The following is a 15,210-nucleotide window of genomic DNA, read 5'->3' on the forward strand; positions in this document are numbered from 1 at the left end:
TGGGAGAGGAGCGGGGTTGACTGCGGGGAACACCGAGAGCGAGGTGGCAACCCGGCTCGCCGGTTCACTGCCCGGACGTGCGCACAAAAGGGCGCCCGCCGGATGTCCTCCCGGTCGGGCGCCCTTTGTTCTGTGCGGGAAGAAGTTTTTGTGCGGGAAGAAGTCTCCGTGTCCGGAAGGACTAGAAGAAGCCGAGCTTCTTCGGCGAGTACGACACCAGAAGGTTCTTCGTCTGCTGGTAGTGGTCCAGCATCATCCTGTGGGTCTCACGGCCGATGCCGGACTGCTTGTAGCCGCCGAAGGCGCTGTGCGCGGGGTAGGCGTGGTAGCAGTTCGTCCAGACGCGGCCCGCCTGGATCGCGCGGCCCGCGCGGTAGGCGGTGTTGATGTCCCGGGTCCACACGCCGGCGCCGAGGCCGTACAGCGTGTCGTTGGCGATCTTGATGGCGTCGTCGAAGTCGTCGAAGGACGTCACCGAGACGACCGGGCCGAAGATCTCCTCCTGGAAGATCCGCATCCGATTGTTGCCCTCGAAGATGGTCGGCTGGACGTAATAGCCTCCCTTCAACTCGCCGTCGTACTCGATGCGTTCGCCGCCGGTCAGGATCCGCGCGCCCTCCTGCCGGCCGATGTCCAGGTAGGACAGGATCTTCTCCAGCTGGTCGTTGGAGGCCTGGGCGCCGATCATCGTCTCGGTGTCCAGGGGGTGACCGGGCTTGATGCGCTCGGTGCGGGCGACAGCGTCCTCGAGGAACTCGTCGTAGTGACCGCGCTGGATCAGCGCCCGGGACGGGCAGGTGCACACCTCGCCCTGGTTGAGCGCGAACATCGTGAAGCCCTCGAGCGCCTTGTCACGGAAGTCGTCGTGCGCCGCCGAGACGTCGTCGAAGAAGATGTTCGGCGACTTGCCGCCGAGTTCCAGCGTGACCGGCTTGATGTTCTCCGCGGCGTACTGCATGATCAGCCGCCCTGTCGTGGTCTCGCCGGTGAACGCGACCTTCGCCACCCGCGGGCTGGAGGCGAGCGGCTTGCCCGCCTCCACGCCGAAGCCGTTGACGATGTTCACCACACCGGGCGGCAGCAGGTCGGCGACCAGGCTCAGCCAGTAGTGGATGGAGGCCGGGGTCTGCTCGGCCGGCTTGAGGACGACCGCGTTGCCCGCGGCCAGTGCGGGCGCCAGCTTCCAGGCCGCCATCAGCAGCGGGAAGTTCCACGGAATGATCTGGGCGACCACGCCGAGCGGCTCGTGGAAGTGGTAGGCGACCGTGTCGTCGTCGATCTCGCCGAGCGACCCCTCCTGGGCCCGGATCGCCCCCGCGAAGTAGCGGAAGTGGTCGATGGCCAGCGGGATGTCGGCGGCCAGCGTCTCGCGGACCGGCTTGCCGTTCTCCCAGCTCTCGGCGACCGCCAGGGACTCGAGGTGCTCCTCCATACGGTCGGCGATCCTCAGCAGGATGCCGGAGCGTTCGCCCACCGGGGTCCGGCCCCAGCCCGGGGCGGCCGCGTGCGCCGCGTCCAGCGCCCGCTCGACGTCCTCCGCGGTTCCGCGCGCCACCTCCGTGAACGGCTGCCCGTTCACCGGCGACGGGTTCTCGAAGTACTGTCCGCGGGCCGGCGGCACGTACTCGCCGCCGATGAAGTGGTCGTAGCGTGCCTGGTAGGAGACGATCGCGCCCTCGGTTCCGGGCGCCGCGTAACGGGTCATCCTGGTTGCCTCCCTCCGCAGCGCTGCCCGCCGTTGGGCAGCTCTCGGCGCGAGGCTAGGGACGCCGACGTTGCAATGACGTTGCGTGACAGGCGTGCACGCGGGCGCGGGCCGTCGAGCTGCCGGCGGGGCCCCGGACGGGGCCGTGCGGAGCCGCCAGTTCCGCATCGAGCGCGGCGAGCCGGGCCCGGACCGTCGTGCTCGGCCGTACGGCGGCGAGGGCCCGCCACACCTCCAGGTCGTCCTCGCCCCACGGTGCGTGCGCCCAGTCGGCCAGCAGGTCGGGGTCACGGCGGGCGATCAGCGCACTGCGCAGCCCGTCGGCGAGGCGCTGCCGCAGCCGCACCACCGCCGGGGCCTGCGAGGCGGGCAGCAGCGGGCCGGCGTAGACGGACGCGGCCGCCGCGACCGCCCCTGTCTCCAGCCGCCGTTCCACCACCGCCACGTCCGACCCCACCGGAACGGTGAGCCGGTACGGGCGCGAGGCGAGCAGACCCGGACCGAGCACCCGGCGCAGCCGGGCCAGCTCGGCCCGCAGCGTCACCGGAGTGACCGACTCGTCCTCGTACAGCGCGCACAGCAGCTCGTCCCCGGTCAGGCCCTCCGGGTGACGGGCCAGCAGCACCATGATCTCGCTGTGCCGGCGGCTCAGCCGCAGACGGCGACCGCCCACCGTGAGCAGTGCCTCGTCACGGCCCAGCGCGGCCAGCTCGGGCGTGCCGGCGGCGGCTCCGCGCGGGCCGAGCAGCGCCAGCTGGGACTCGGCGGCCCGCGCCACCGCCTGCACCAGGCCGAGGCTGTGCGGGTGCGCCAGCCCGTCGCCGCCGGTGATGTCCACGGCGCCGAGCACCCGCCCGGTGCGCGGATCGTGCACCGGGGCCGCCGCACAGGTCCAGGGATGAACGCGCCGGACGAAGTGCTCGGCCGCGAACACCTGCACCGCCCGGCCGACGGCGACCGCGGTGCCCGGAGCGTTCGTCCCGACCGCGGACTCCGCCCAGCGCGCACCGGGCACGAAGTTCATCCGGGCGGCCCTTTGCCGCGTCGCCGGATGGCCTTCCACCCACAGCAGCCTGCCGTGCGCGTCGCACACCGCGAGCAGATGCTCCCCGTCGGCGGCGAACGAGCCCAGCAGCTCCCGGAACAGCGGCATCACGGGAGCCAGCGGATGCTCCGCCCGGTAGGCGTCGAGATCGCCGTCCGTGAGCTCCACCCGCGCGGTGCCGTCCGGTCCGACACCGGCGCGTGCGGAACGCCGCCACGAGTCGGCCACCACCGGCCGCACCGGATGCGGCACCGTGCCCGCCTCGGTGAACATCTCGTGCGCCCGGCGCAGCGCCCGAACGTGTTCGGCAAGGTCCGTCCCCGGCTCCAGGGCCACCCACGGATCGGTCAACTCGGCCTCCCGGCAACGCGATGCGGCTGGGTGCCATGGTCACTCTCGGTGTGCGCCCGGACAACCTTTTGGACCGGGCCGATGGCAGCGCCGTGCGCGGATCACGGTACGGGGCCTTGCGGGCCGGGCGGAGGCGGGCGACGGGAAGCGGCGGACGGCCGGGGAATGCCGGGGAACGCCGGGGAACGGTGACAACCCGGCCACACGAACGAGTGGGGCGGGTGGGGGACCGGACGAGTTCGGCCACCGCCGCTCAGACGAGTGCGGCCACCGCCGCGGGGTCGTCGAGGACGCCCCGCACCACCGTGTGCGCGGCGCCCAGCAGAGGGCCCTCGGGGCCCAGCCGGGAGACGGACACCGGGCAGGTCCGCCCCGCGCTCCGGCTCGCCAACTCGGCCTCCAGGGAGGGCAGGAGCCAGGGCGCGAGCCCGGCCAGCGCGCCGCCCAGCACGACCCCGCCGGGGTCGAGCAGCTGGACGGCACCGGTCAGTGCGATGCCCAGCGCCGTGCCGGCGTCCCGCAGCGCCCGCCGTACTCTCTCGTCGCCCGCGTCGGCGCGAGCGGCGAGCAGCCCGATCCGGTCCTCGCCCGGTTCCAGACCGGCTGCCCGCAGCACGGCCTCCTCCCCGGCGTACTGCTCCAGGCAGCCGCGCCCGCCGCACGGACAGGCGGGCCCCTCCGGCGTGACGGGCACATGTCCCAGCTCGCCCGCGAAGCCGCGCGTTCCGCGCAGCAGACATCCGTCGACGACCACCGCGGCGCCGATGCCGATCTCCGCCGACACATGCAGGAAGTCGCGTGGCGTGTCCTCGCCGAGCCAGAGTTCCGCGAGCCCGCCGAAGTTGGCCTCGTTGTCCACGGTCACCGGGAGGTCGTCGGGCAGCAGGGGGCCGAGGTCGGTGTCGTGCCAGCCGAGATTGGGGGCCCGTACGACCGTACGGCCGTCCCGTGAGACCAGGCCGGGCACGGCGACCGACAGCCCCGCCGCCCGCAGGTCCTGCCGCTCCGCCTCGGCGACGACCCGGCGTATCAGCGCGGTGAGATCCTTCAGCACCGGCTTGGGGGCGCGGTTCCGGTTCGTTCCGTGGCGCACCGCCCGTGCCCGCACCCGCCCGCGCAGATCGACCACGCAGGCCGCGAGGTGGTCGACCCCGATCTCCGCGCCGACCCCGGCGGGACCGTGCCCGCTGACGGCGAGCGCCGAACCGGGGCGGCCCACCCGGCCGGGCCGCTCGGGGCCCAGTTCCTCCAGCAGCCCGGTCCGGATGAGCTCGTCGACGAGGGTCGACACCGCGGCACGGGTCAGCCCGATGCGCGAGGCGATCGCCGCCCGCGACAGCGGTCCCTCGGCGCTGACGGTGTGCATGACCCGGGCGAGGTTGCGGCGGCGCATGCCCTGCTGGGTGTTGTCGGGCAGTGCCCGCCCGGGACCGGCCGGGCGGGCCTGGTGCAGCGGTGCGGTCATGCCTTCGTCGTCCTGGGTCGGTGTCCGTCGTCGGTGCGGGCGGCGGGTGCCGGCGGGCGCCCGTCAGCCGGTCCGGGTGTCCCGTTCCAGCAGCGCAGCCGCATCGGAGAGTACCCCGGAGATCCTGGCCAGGGTCGTCTCGTCCCGCTCCACCGGCTCCAGCACGGGGCCGTCGGCCGTCTTCCAGCGGCGGGCGACGGCGGCCGGGTCCTCGCCGGTGAGCAGTCCCGCCGCCTGGGCCGCCGCGCCCAGGGCGACCAGTTCCCTGGCCTCGGGGACCTGGACGGGCCGCCCCGACAGCCGTCGTACGGTCTGCTGCCAGGCCGTGCCCCGGGCGCCGCCGCCGATCAGCAGCAGGGGGGTGGTGCGGTCGGCGTCCTGGTCGAGAACCAGGTCCAGTGCGCCCAGCAGGGCGTGCACGGCGCCGTCGTAGGCGGCCTGCAGCAGCTGGCCGGGCGTGGTGTCGTGGCGCAGCCCGTGGATCAGGCCGGAGGCGTTCGGCAGGTTCGGGGTGCGTTCGCCGTCGAGGTAGGGGAGCAGGGTGACGGTGGTGCCGGGTTCGACGGCCTCGCGGTCCAGGCCCAGCAGGGCGGCCACGCGGTCGACGGCGAGCGTGCAGTTGAGGGTGCAGGCCAGCGGCAGCCAGTCGCCGCGCGCGTCGGCGAAGCCCGCCACCGTTCCGGACGGGTCGGCCGGGCGGTGCCGGGACACCGCGTACACCGTGCCGGAGGTGCCGAGGCTCAGCACCGGTGTTCCGGGCCGCAGCCCCAGGCCCAGCGCGGCGGCGGCGTTGTCGCCGGTGCCGGGAGCGACCAGAGTGCCCTTGGAGAACGGCAGATCGGGGTGGTCGCGCACGGTGCCGGCCACCTCCCCGGGCCGCACCACACGGGGCAGCAGCGCCGGGTCGAGCCCCACATGGGCGAGGATCTCCTCGTCGTACGCCTCGGACGCGGCCGCCCACCAGCCCGTGCCCGAGGCGTCGCCCCGGTCGGTCGTGCCCAGGCCGGTCAGGCGTTCGGTGAGGTAGTCGTGGGGCAGGCGCACCGCCGCCGTCGCCCGGGCGGCCTCCGGTTCGTGCTCGGTCAGCCAGGCCCACTTCGTGACGGTGAAGGAGGCCCCGGGCACACTGCCGGTCCGCTCCGCCCAGGCCTTCGGACCGCCCAGCTCCTGGACGAGACGGCGGGCCTGCGGGGCCGAGCGCACGTCGTTCCACAGCAGGGCCGGCCGGACCGGTTCGCCGTGGGCGTCCAGGGTGACCAGTCCGTGCTGCTGGCCGGCGACCGACACGGCGGCGGCCTCGTGCGCCGCCTCCCCGCACTGCTGCAGGGCCGAGCACAGGGCGTCCCACCACTGGCGCGGGTCGCTCTCGCGGCCGGCCCCGGAGGAGACGGTGTGCGGCGCCTGGCCGGTGGCCACGACCCGCCCGGTGGCCGCGTCGACGACGAGCACCTTGGTGGACTGCGTGGACGAGTCCACCCCGACGACGAGCGGACCCTCGGCTGCTGACATCGCCCTCTCCTTCGACTTTTCGGTCCGGTTCCGGCCCGTGCCTTCCCGTGCCTTCCCAGGAAGGCACGGGCATATTAATTTGTAAAGCGCCATGACGAAATAGTCGCAAGCGAGCAAGGAGCCGCGGCATGAGCTACCAGCCCACCCCCGAGGACAGGTTCTCCTTCGGCCTGTGGACCGTCGGCTGGCAGGGACGGGACCCGTTCGGCGACGCCACCCGCCGTGCCCTCGACCCGGTCGAGACGGTGCAGCGGCTGGCCGAACTCGGCGCCTACGGAGTGACATTCCACGACGACGACCTGATCCCCTTCGGGGCCTCCGAGGCCGAGCGGGAGGCGCACGTCAAGCGCTTCCGGCAGGTGCTCGACGCGACCGGCATGACCGTGCCGATGGCCACCACCAACCTCTTCACGCACCCCGTCTTCAAGGACGGCGCGTTCACCGCCAACGACCGCGATGTGCGCCGCTACGCGCTGCGCAAGACGATCCGCAACATCGACCTGGCGGTCGAACTGGGCGCCAGGACGTACGTGGCCTGGGGCGGCCGCGAGGGCGCCGAGTCCGGGGCCGCCAAGGACGTGCGTGCCGCGCTCGACCGCATGAAGGAGGCCTTCGACCTGCTCGGCGAGTACGTCACCTCCCAGGGCTACGACATCCGCTTCGCCATCGAGCCCAAGCCGAACGAGCCGCGCGGCGACATCCTGCTGCCCACCGTCGGCCACGCGCTCGCGTTCATCGAGCGCCTGGAGCGTCCGGAGCTGTTCGGGGTGAACCCCGAGGTCGGCCACGAGCAGATGGCCGGGCTCAACTTCCCCCACGGCATCGCCCAGGCCCTGTGGGCGGGCAAGCTCTTCCACATCGACCTCAACGGCCAGTCCGGCATCAAGTACGACCAGGACCTGCGTTTCGGCGCCGGCGATCTGCGCGCCGCCTTCTGGCTCGTCGACCTGCTGGAGAGCTCCGGCTACGACGGCCCGCGCCACTTCGACTTCAAGCCGCCGCGGACCGAGGACCTGGACGGCGTATGGGCCTCGGCCGCCGGCTGCATGCGCAACTACCTCATCCTCAAGGAGCGTTCGGCCGCCTTCCGGGCCGACCCCGAGGTGCAGGAGGCCCTGCGTGCCTCCCGGCTGGACCAGCTGGCACAGCCGACGGCGGCGGACGGCCTGCAGGCGCTGCTCGCGGACCGCTCGGCCTTCGAGGAGTTCGACGTGGAGGCCGCAGCCGCGCGCGGGATGGCCTTCGAGCGGCTCGACCAGCTGGCGATGGACCACCTGCTGGGAGTGCGCGGCTGACACCGTGCGCGTCCGGCCCGGGGCCGCACGCGTGTGCGTGCCCCGGGCACGGACACCCGCGCGCGTGCGCCTCGGTTCCGGGCGGCAGTCACGGAAACCACTGACGCTCCGGCCCCGTGCGAATTCCTCGCGCGGAATGCCGCGGAACCGTACGCCCCATGTCAGGGAGCTGTACCAACTGCCGTGTGCGGGCCGCACTTTGTCCGGTTCTCTGCGACGATGGGCGTCATGGCCATTCCGCCTCCACCGTCGCGGTCGCCCGGGCCGCCCGGGCGCAGGAACCCGCTTCTTGTCCTCCTCACCCTGCTCGTGGCCGCCGGTGCGGTCGCCGTGGTCCTGGTGCTGGCCTTCTCGGGGGACGACGCACAGGACGGCAAACCGCCCGCGGACAGCAGTCCGGGCACGAGCTCTTCGCCCCCTCCCACCCTGAACCTGCCCACCGAACTGCCGAGCCGGCTGCCCACCTCCCTGCCGTCCGGCTTCCCCAGTTCCCTGCCCCCGGGCTTCCCGAGCAGCCTGCCCACCGACCTCCCGAGCGACCTGCGGTCACTGCTCCCCTCCCTGGACGACGACGTGCTGCCGTGACGGAGGGTCGGATCCGGCGGGTCAGCCGAAGGGGACTCACACCTTGTGCTCCGGGTGCTCCGGGGCTTGCTCCGGGACCCGCTCCGTCGCGGCCAGCGCCGCCGCCGGGTCCCGGTCGGCGCCGCCGGCCGGCACCCAGTGGCCCTGCTCCTTCCGGTAGGGCCACCAGCGGCCGTCCCGCCCGAGACGGAGCTGGCGGCCCTCGCCGACGACGGTCCAGCGGTTGCCCTCGGCCCGCAGCACCGGCCGTTCGTCCTCCTCCCAGGCCGACTCGACAGCGGCCCACGCGCGTGCGTGGGTCTCGCTGTCGGGCGTCCACTCCTCCTCCAGCACGGACAGGCCGGCCGCACCCCCGAACCGCCAGGCGAGCACGGCCCGCGCCAGTTGCCGCCTGGTGCGTCCCGACCCCTCGGCGAGCCGGTCCAGTACGGCGCCATCAGAGACACCCACTGCCAGGCGCACGGCGTCCTGGGCGACGGTCGGCTCCACCACCGGCGGGTGCTCCCCGCTCGCCGCGGCCCCCAGCAGCTCGCCGAGCCACAGATGCGCCGCCGCGGCGGTCCGCGCGGCCAGGAGCTCCAGCGCGGCCGGGTCGACCCCGGGCGCCGGCGGGACCTCGGTGTCCAGGGACGGCGGGGAGCCCGGTGCCGCGGGCGGTTCGGGCAGGGGCGGCAGGGGAGGCAGGACGAACGCCTCCGCATAGGCCTCCGCGGCGTCCACGCCGTCCGGCGCGGGCGCCCCGTCGTCGTCCGCGTCCTCGCGGGCCCGGAGCTCGGCGAGAAGAGTCCGTTCGTCCCGGCCGCGCAGCAGCAGCAGGAGGAACGGATCCTGGTCCAGCAGCCGCGCCACCAGGTGGCAGAGCGCCGCGGTGTGCCCGCAGTGGTCCCAGGCACCGCAGTCGCACTCCGGCTCCAGATCGCCGATCCCGGGCAGCAGTTCGACCCCCGCGGCCGCCGCGTCCTCCACGAGGTGCGGAGGCAGATCGCGGTCGAGCAGCGCCGCCAGATGCCCGGACCGTTCGACGGCCACCTCCAGGAACCGGGCCCACTCGTCCTCGGACAGCTCCTCCAGCAGGACGTCCGCGCGGTGCGCCGTGCGGTCGCGGTCGCGCACCACGGCCGTGATCCGGCCCGGACGCACCGACACCGCGCCCACCGCTCCCGCGCGGGCGAGTCTGCGGCCGGCCCTCACCTGCTCGGCGTCCAGAACCGTGTCCTCGAGCGCCTTCAGCCAGGCATGGCCCCACCATGTGGTGGCGAAACCACGCCCGCGTGCGGGCGGCAGCGCGGCGAACGTGCGCTCCCGGTCGGTGCGGTGCTCCGTCATCGCCGTCTTCCTCGCAGCTCCACCAGGTCGGCCAGCTCGTCGTCCGTCAGTTCGGTGAGTGCGGCCTCGCTGTGCCCCAGCACCGCGTCGGCCAGCTCCCGTTTGCGGTGCAACAGGTCGGCGATACGGTCCTCGACCGTGCCCTCGGCGATCAGCCGGTGCACCTGTACGGGCCGGTCCTGCCCGATCCGGTACGCCCGGTCGGTGGCCTGCGCCTCGACGGCGGGGTTCCACCAGCGGTCGTAGTGCACGACATGCTCCGCGCGCGTGAGGTTCAGCCCGGTGCCCGCGGCCTTCAACGACAGCAGGAACACCGGGACCTCACCGGCCTGGAAACGCCGGACCATGGCCTCCCGCTCCGCGACGGACGTGCCGCCGTGCAGGAGATGCGACCGCACGCCGCGTGCCGCCAGATGCTGCTCGATCAGTCGTGCCATCCGCACGTACTGGGTGAAGACCAGCACACTCGCCCCCTCGGCGAGGATGGTGCCGAGCAGTTCGTCCAGCAGCTCCAGCTTCCCGGAGCGGCCGGCGGTCCTCGGGTGGTCCTCCTTGAGGAACTGCGCCGGGTGGTTGCAGATCTGCTTCAGACCGGTCAGCAGCTTCATGATCAGACCGCGCCGCGCCATGCCCTCGGCGCCGGAGAGCTCCGCGAGCGTCTCACGGACCAGGGCCTCGTACAGGGCCGTCTGCTCCACGGTGAGCGACACCGCGTGGTCGGTCTCGGTCTTCGGCGGCAGCTCGGGGGCGATCCCCGGGTCCGACTTGCGGCGGCGCAGCACGAACGGGCCGACGAGCCGGGCCAGACGCTCGGCGGCGGCCGGGTCCCGGCCGCTCTCGGCGGCCTGCGCACAGCGGGCGCGGAAGGTGCCGAGCCGGCCCAGCAGCCCGGGCGTCGTCCAGTCGAGGATCGCCCACAGCTCGGACAGGTTGTTCTCCACCGGGGTGCCGGTGAGCGCCACGCGTGCGCGTGCGCCGATGGAGCGCAGCTGCCGGGCCGTCGCGGAATACGGGTTCTTCACGTGCTGGGCCTCGTCCGCCACGACCATGCCCCACGCCACCTCGGCCAGGCGCCGCGCGTCCAGGCGCATGGTGCCGTACGTGGTGAGGACGAACTCCCCGTCGGCCAGGCCCTCCAGGTCGCGCCGGGAGCCGTGGAAACGCCGTACGGGCACACCGGGCGCGAATCTCTCGATCTCCCGCTGCCAGTTGCCCATCAGCGACGTCGGGCACACCACGAGGGCCGGCCCGGCGGTCGCCGGGTCGCCGCGGCGGTGCAGGTGCAGCGCGATCAGCGTGACCGTCTTGCCGAGGCCCATGTCGTCGGCCAGGCAGCAGCCCAGTCCCAGCGACGTCATCCGGACCAGCCAGTCGAGTCCGCGCAGCTGGTAGTCGCGCAGACGGGCGGCGAGCGCGGCCGGCTGCCCGACCGGTTCCCGCGCCTTTGGGGCGGCGAGCCGGTCCCGGAGGGCAGCCAGCCATCCTGTGGGCCGGACCTCGACCCGGTGACCGTCGACCTCCGTGGAACCGGTCAGAGCGGCGCCCAGCGCCTCCATGGGCGTGATCCTGCGGTCCTGCCGGGCACGGGCGCGGCGCAGCTCCTCGGGGTCCACCAGAACCCACTGGTCGCGCAGCCGTACGAGAGGCCGGCCGGCCTCCGCCAGACGGTCCAGCTCCTCCCGGGTGAGCCGCTGGTCGCCCAGCGCGAACCACCAGTCGAAGGCGAGCAGGGCGTCGGCGGACAGGACCGTCGGGGAATCCGGCAGCGGACTCCTGGAACCGCTGCCGGCGTCCGGAGGGCCGACCGTGGCCCCGGACCGCAGCCCGCGCACCAGATCCGCGGGCCAGTGCACGTCCACCCCGGCCTCGGCGAGGGCCCGGGCGCCCTGGCCGAGGAGTTCGGCGACCTCCTCGTCGGCGAGCTCGTCGGCGTCGGGCACGGCCGCCGACAGCAGCGGTGTCAGCGCGGGCCACGCACGGGCCGCGCGGCGCAGCGCGAGCAGGACGTCCGTACGCACGCGCGGGCCGAACACCTCGTCCGCGCGGCCCGGTCCGGCCCAGACCTCGGCGGCGTCGGCGATCCGCGCGGGACCGTCGACGCTGTGCACCTGCAGCACCGCGCGGAACCGCGGCTCCGCCTCCTGCCGCCCGGCGGGCCCGAGCCCGGACACCTCGATGCGCAGCGAGATCCGTACGCCCGCGTCGTGGCCCGTGGCGACGGCGGCGGCCCAGGCCCGCTGCTCCGGAATGTGCCGCGCCTGTGGGGCCGCGTAGGCCGCACCTCCGGTGAGGAGCGGTGCGGCGGGGGAGCGGGGCAGGGTGTCGGCCACCGCGTCGAGGAAGGCCCGCAGCAGTCGCTCGGGGTCGGGCAGCCGCAGCGGCTCGGTGCCGTCGACCGGGACGGCGTGCGCCTCGGGCGGCATCGAGGCGGCCAGGATCCGGACGTCCTCCGCGTCCTGACCGCGCAGTGGAGCCACGCGCCAGGCGTCGTGATCGCCGGCGGACAGCCCCGGCAGCAGCAGACCCCGCGCCACGAAGTGCAGGCCCAGCGCGGCGGCGGCCCCCCAGAACACGCCGGCGCGGTGCCCCCGCCCGGCGGCACGCGCGTGCGTGAGGACCGGCAGGGCCGTACGTACGGAAAGGACGGCAGCCGGCACGGTCACGGCCTCCACGCCGTTGTCACCGGGGACGACGACCGTCATCTCCTCCACGGCCGCGGAGGCCGTGGCCGGGGGAGCGGCGCCGTCGGGACACCAGAAGGCGACCCGGCCGGCGCGGGCGGGGTCCGCCGGGACGAATGTCGCACAGCAGTGGATCAGTTCGGAGATCTCGGACGGTGTTGCCGCGGGAGCGCTCTGCACGGCGATGCCGACTCCTCAAATTTGACTACTCGGATCGGGTCGCCGAGCGTACAGCACGCGGGTGGCCCACCGGGAACGGCGCGGCAGTGACGTGGGTCACCGCGCGGACGCGCGGAGAGGGGGTGAGCAGGGGAGGTGAGCAAAGGGACGGGCGAAAGGGGCGGGTAAGGGATGGAGGGCAGAAGAGAGGGGCAGAAGAGAGGGGCAGAAGGGAGAGCGGAGGGGAGAGCAAAAAGGGGTACTGCCCTTCCGGGGCTCGATACGACCAGTAGGGGGTGCGTCTCAGGGACGTTTCAGGGTCGCGGTCCGGAACCGCCGGGAGCGGCGGGGCCGTTTTCCCGGCAGAGAGCGGCAGTGGCCGCGAAGGAGGCGACAGATGTCGAACAACACGAAGATCGCTGTGGGAGGAGTGGCGGTCGGACTCATCCTGCTGATCTGGCTGCCCTGGTGGGCCGCCCTCCTGATCATCCTGGGAGTCCCGGCTGCCGCGTACCTCGCGCTGGACCCCTCCCAGCGGCGCCGGCTGCGCCGCGTCAGCCGCAGGGAGCTCGGCCGCTGAAGCGCCACGGCCCCGGCGTGCCGTTGCCGTCCGGGGCACGGAGACCGATCACAACGCCAACCAGCCCCATCGCCGCTCGCGGGCCTGCCGGCGGTCCGGTCCGCGAGCGGCCGGGCACTGGGCCCCGCCACGCCACCAGTGCGTCGTACGCGGTGGGAGCGGGCCGTGACGCCCAAAGCCGCCCCGTCGTGCGGTCGGCCCGCGAGACACCCGGGGAACGGCACCGGAGGGAGCGATGTCGTGCCAGGGGGAGGCGGCAGGGCGCGCGTCCGCGGGGGATGCGGCATGAGCGCGGAGGGTCAGAGGGGGCGTACCGCCAGCTTGTCGAGGGCCTCCAGCAGACCGGGCAGCTCGGGGCCCCGGCCGACCGGCAGCACTGTGCCGGGTTCGTCGTCGAGGAGCACGAAGGCGATGTCGTCGGTGCGGGCCACCATCGACCAGCCGGGACCGTCCGCCCGCAGGATCCGTGCGTCACCCGTCGCGAAGGACGACCGGACGCGGCCCAGCGGCGGCGGCGAGTCCACGTATGCGCGGGCCTCCGCCAGGGCCCGGCGGACACCGCTGTGACGCGGGAACGCCTTCCCGCCGGTGCCGTCCGGCGTCCCGCCGCCCTCCGCTCCGCCGGCCGGGGCCTGGAAGCCGGCGTCGTCGACCTGCTCACGCCACATCTCCCACTGCAGCGCGATCTCGTCGGCGCCCAGCCGGCGCTGGGCGGGCCCCCAGGTGCCGGTGTCCGGTGGGGACAGCAGAGGCGCGTCCGAGAGTTCCGGGTCCGGGTCGTGCGGCGCGGGCAGGCCGGGAGCGGCCACGGCGACGTCGAGGGGCCAGCCCGGCAGCGCGGCGACGACCGTGCGCTCGTCGGGCGACAGGTCGTACTCCATGCCGCAGTCCCAGGACGCGATGGCCACGGCGACCAGCGACACGTCGTCGACGACCACCGTCCACCGCGCCCCTTCGCCGTCCTGGCCGAGCACCAGGCCGTACCCGTCGGCGAGGGGTGCGAGGCCGAGCGCCGCACAGGCCTCCGGATAGTCGTCGCCCAGCACACTCGGGAACTGCGCCGGGGTCAGCAGTACCGCTGTCAGCACATAGAGCGCGTCGTCCTCGGCGGCGATGGCGTTCTCGTCCGTCCCGGCCATCCCGGCCTCCCCATCGGTTCGTCCAACGGCGCGCACCCTAGTGCGGGCGGAAGACGGTTGTCACGACTTCTGCGTGCTTCCGGACCTGCGGCTTTCCAGCCGGAGATTCCACCCGAAGAGGGTGGGACAGCCGTCGGCCGTCCGCGGCGCGGGCCGCCGGAGGGCCGGCAGTGCGCGGGCCACCGTTCCGGGCGGCTCCTCCGCTCCCGCACCGAAGTGATCATGGTCCGGTACGGTGGCTCACTCCCGGACGAGAGCGTCTCCGGCGAGGAACGGCGCGGGTCTGCGAGGATCGGCAGGGGGCGACGAGGCCACGGACACCTTCCTCCGCGCGTCTTCTTCCGCACGTCTTCCGGCGCCGGTCGTCCGTCTGCCCGAAGGGCTCAAAGGGCAGGAATCGAAGCAGCAGAAGGGGGACGGCGTGACGAAACGCTTCGAGCGACTGAAACAGATCCGCACCATGGACCCGGTGGCGGACGCGACCGAGATCTACCGGCTCAGTGTCGCCTACGAGTTCCCCTGGGACTACACCCGTTCCCTGGAGCTCGCGCTCTACCGCACCTACGCGGTCCCGAGCATCGGCCGGCTGCTGGCCGAGACAGCGGAATTCACCGACCGCGCACAGAAGCGCTACGACGACACCTCCCTGCTCCTCGACGCCGTGGTCGAGCACGGCTTCGCGAGCGAACAGGGCCGCACCGCGATCCGGCGCATCAACCAGATGCACCGCAGCTACGACATCAGCAACGACGACATGCGGTATGTGCTGTGCACCTTTGTCGTCATGCCCAGGCGCTGGATCGACGCGTACGGCTGGCGCAGGCTGTCCCGGCACGAGATCGTCGCGTCCACCGTCCACTACCGGACGCTCGGCCGGCACATGGGCATCAAGGACATCCCCGAGTCCTACGAGGAGTTCGAGACCTGCCTCGACGCCTACGAAAAGGCCCACTTCGGCTGGGACGAGCAGGCCCGAAGGGTCTCCGACGCCACCCTCGACCTGATGGCCTCCTGGTATCCGCGTCCGCTCGCGCCCCTGCTGCGCACCGCGGCTCTCTCCCTGCTCGACGACTCGCTGCTGCGGGCCTTTCGCTACGAGCCCCCGAGCGCCCTCACCCGTGCTCTGGTCCGCCGCGCGGTACGTGCCCGGGGACGTGTCGTGCGTCTGCTGCCGCCGCGCCGCACCCCTCACTTCGCACGCCAGAACCGGGAGATCAAGAGCTATCCGAACGGCTACCGGCTGGCCGACCTCGGCACCCACCCGGTGCCCGGTGTGCGGGGCTGTCCCGTGCGGCACACCGGCGGCCCGGCGGCCGGTCCCGGTCGGTGAGCCGGCCGGGAAGCGCGAGGGGGACGGCCGGGAGTACGAG

At 73.6% G+C, this 15,210-nt stretch carries 11 protein-coding genes; 4 read left to right on the forward strand and 7 right to left on the reverse strand.

The window, feature by feature from the left end:
* Positions 1 to 181: 181 nt before the first annotated feature.
* The 4 genes from exaC to xylB form a co-directional block, all read right to left on the reverse strand.
* Positions 182 to 1,705 carry an acetaldehyde dehydrogenase ExaC gene (exaC, locus tag ABD224_RS15065; RefSeq protein WP_344050069.1) on the reverse strand — a complete coding sequence of 508 codons (1,524 nt, stop codon included), beginning with the start codon at positions 1,703 to 1,705 and terminating at the stop codon, positions 182 to 184.
* Positions 1,706 to 1,760: 55 nt separating this feature from the next.
* Positions 1,761 to 3,101, reverse strand: coding sequence for a GAF domain-containing protein (locus ABD224_RS15070; protein ID WP_344050071.1), 1,341 nt, complete (start codon positions 3,099 to 3,101; stop codon positions 1,761 to 1,763).
* 253 nt (positions 3,102 to 3,354) lie between these two features.
* A complete protein-coding gene (locus ABD224_RS15075; protein ID WP_344050072.1) occupies positions 3,355 to 4,566 on the reverse strand; it encodes an ROK family protein in 1,212 nt (403 codons plus the stop codon).
* Between the two features lie 63 nt (positions 4,567 to 4,629).
* Positions 4,630 to 6,075 (reverse strand): xylulokinase, encoded by a 1,446-nt coding sequence (xylB, locus tag ABD224_RS15080; protein ID WP_344050073.1) that lies wholly within the window; start codon positions 6,073 to 6,075, stop codon positions 4,630 to 4,632.
* A gap of 128 nt (positions 6,076 to 6,203) precedes the next feature.
* On the opposite strand from xylB, the gene xylA reads away from it, so the two are divergent.
* Positions 6,204 to 7,370, forward strand: coding sequence for a xylose isomerase (gene xylA / locus ABD224_RS15085; RefSeq protein ID WP_344050074.1), 1,167 nt, complete (start codon positions 6,204 to 6,206; stop codon positions 7,368 to 7,370).
* A gap of 228 nt (positions 7,371 to 7,598) precedes the next feature.
* Positions 7,599 to 7,955, forward strand: coding sequence for a hypothetical protein (locus ABD224_RS15090; protein WP_344050075.1), 357 nt, complete (start codon positions 7,599 to 7,601; stop codon positions 7,953 to 7,955).
* A 36-nt stretch (positions 7,956 to 7,991) separates the two neighbouring features.
* Here ABD224_RS15090 and ABD224_RS15095 read toward each other — a convergent pair whose 3' ends face one another.
* A complete protein-coding gene (locus tag ABD224_RS15095; protein WP_344050076.1) occupies positions 7,992 to 9,281 on the reverse strand; it encodes an SWIM zinc finger family protein in 1,290 nt (429 codons plus the stop codon).
* A complete protein-coding gene (locus tag ABD224_RS15100; RefSeq protein ID WP_344050077.1) occupies positions 9,278 to 12,142 on the reverse strand; it encodes a DEAD/DEAH box helicase in 2,865 nt (954 codons plus the stop codon). Before ABD224_RS15100 ends, ABD224_RS15095 begins: the two co-directional genes overlap by 4 nt.
* Positions 12,143 to 12,518: 376 nt before the next feature.
* Here ABD224_RS15100 and ABD224_RS15105 point away from each other — a divergent pair, with 376 nt between their 5' ends.
* Positions 12,519 to 12,701, forward strand: coding sequence for a hypothetical protein (locus tag ABD224_RS15105; protein ID WP_344050078.1), 183 nt, complete (start codon positions 12,519 to 12,521; stop codon positions 12,699 to 12,701).
* 299 nt (positions 12,702 to 13,000) lie between these two features.
* Here ABD224_RS15105 and ABD224_RS15110 read toward each other — a convergent pair whose 3' ends face one another.
* Positions 13,001 to 13,840 carry a hypothetical protein gene (locus ABD224_RS15110; protein ID WP_344050080.1) on the reverse strand — a complete coding sequence of 280 codons (840 nt, stop codon included), beginning with the start codon at positions 13,838 to 13,840 and terminating at the stop codon, positions 13,001 to 13,003.
* Positions 13,841 to 14,261: 421 nt separating this feature from the next.
* On the opposite strand from ABD224_RS15110, the gene ABD224_RS15115 reads away from it, so the two are divergent.
* Positions 14,262 to 15,170 carry an oxygenase MpaB family protein gene (locus tag ABD224_RS15115; RefSeq protein WP_344050081.1) on the forward strand — a complete coding sequence of 303 codons (909 nt, stop codon included), beginning with the start codon at positions 14,262 to 14,264 and terminating at the stop codon, positions 15,168 to 15,170.
* Positions 15,171 to 15,210 lie beyond the last annotated feature (40 nt).

It is taken from the genome of Streptomyces thermoalcalitolerans (genome assembly GCF_039525155.1).
Classification (GTDB): Bacteria; Actinomycetota; Actinomycetes; order Streptomycetales; family Streptomycetaceae; genus Streptomyces; species Streptomyces thermovulgaris.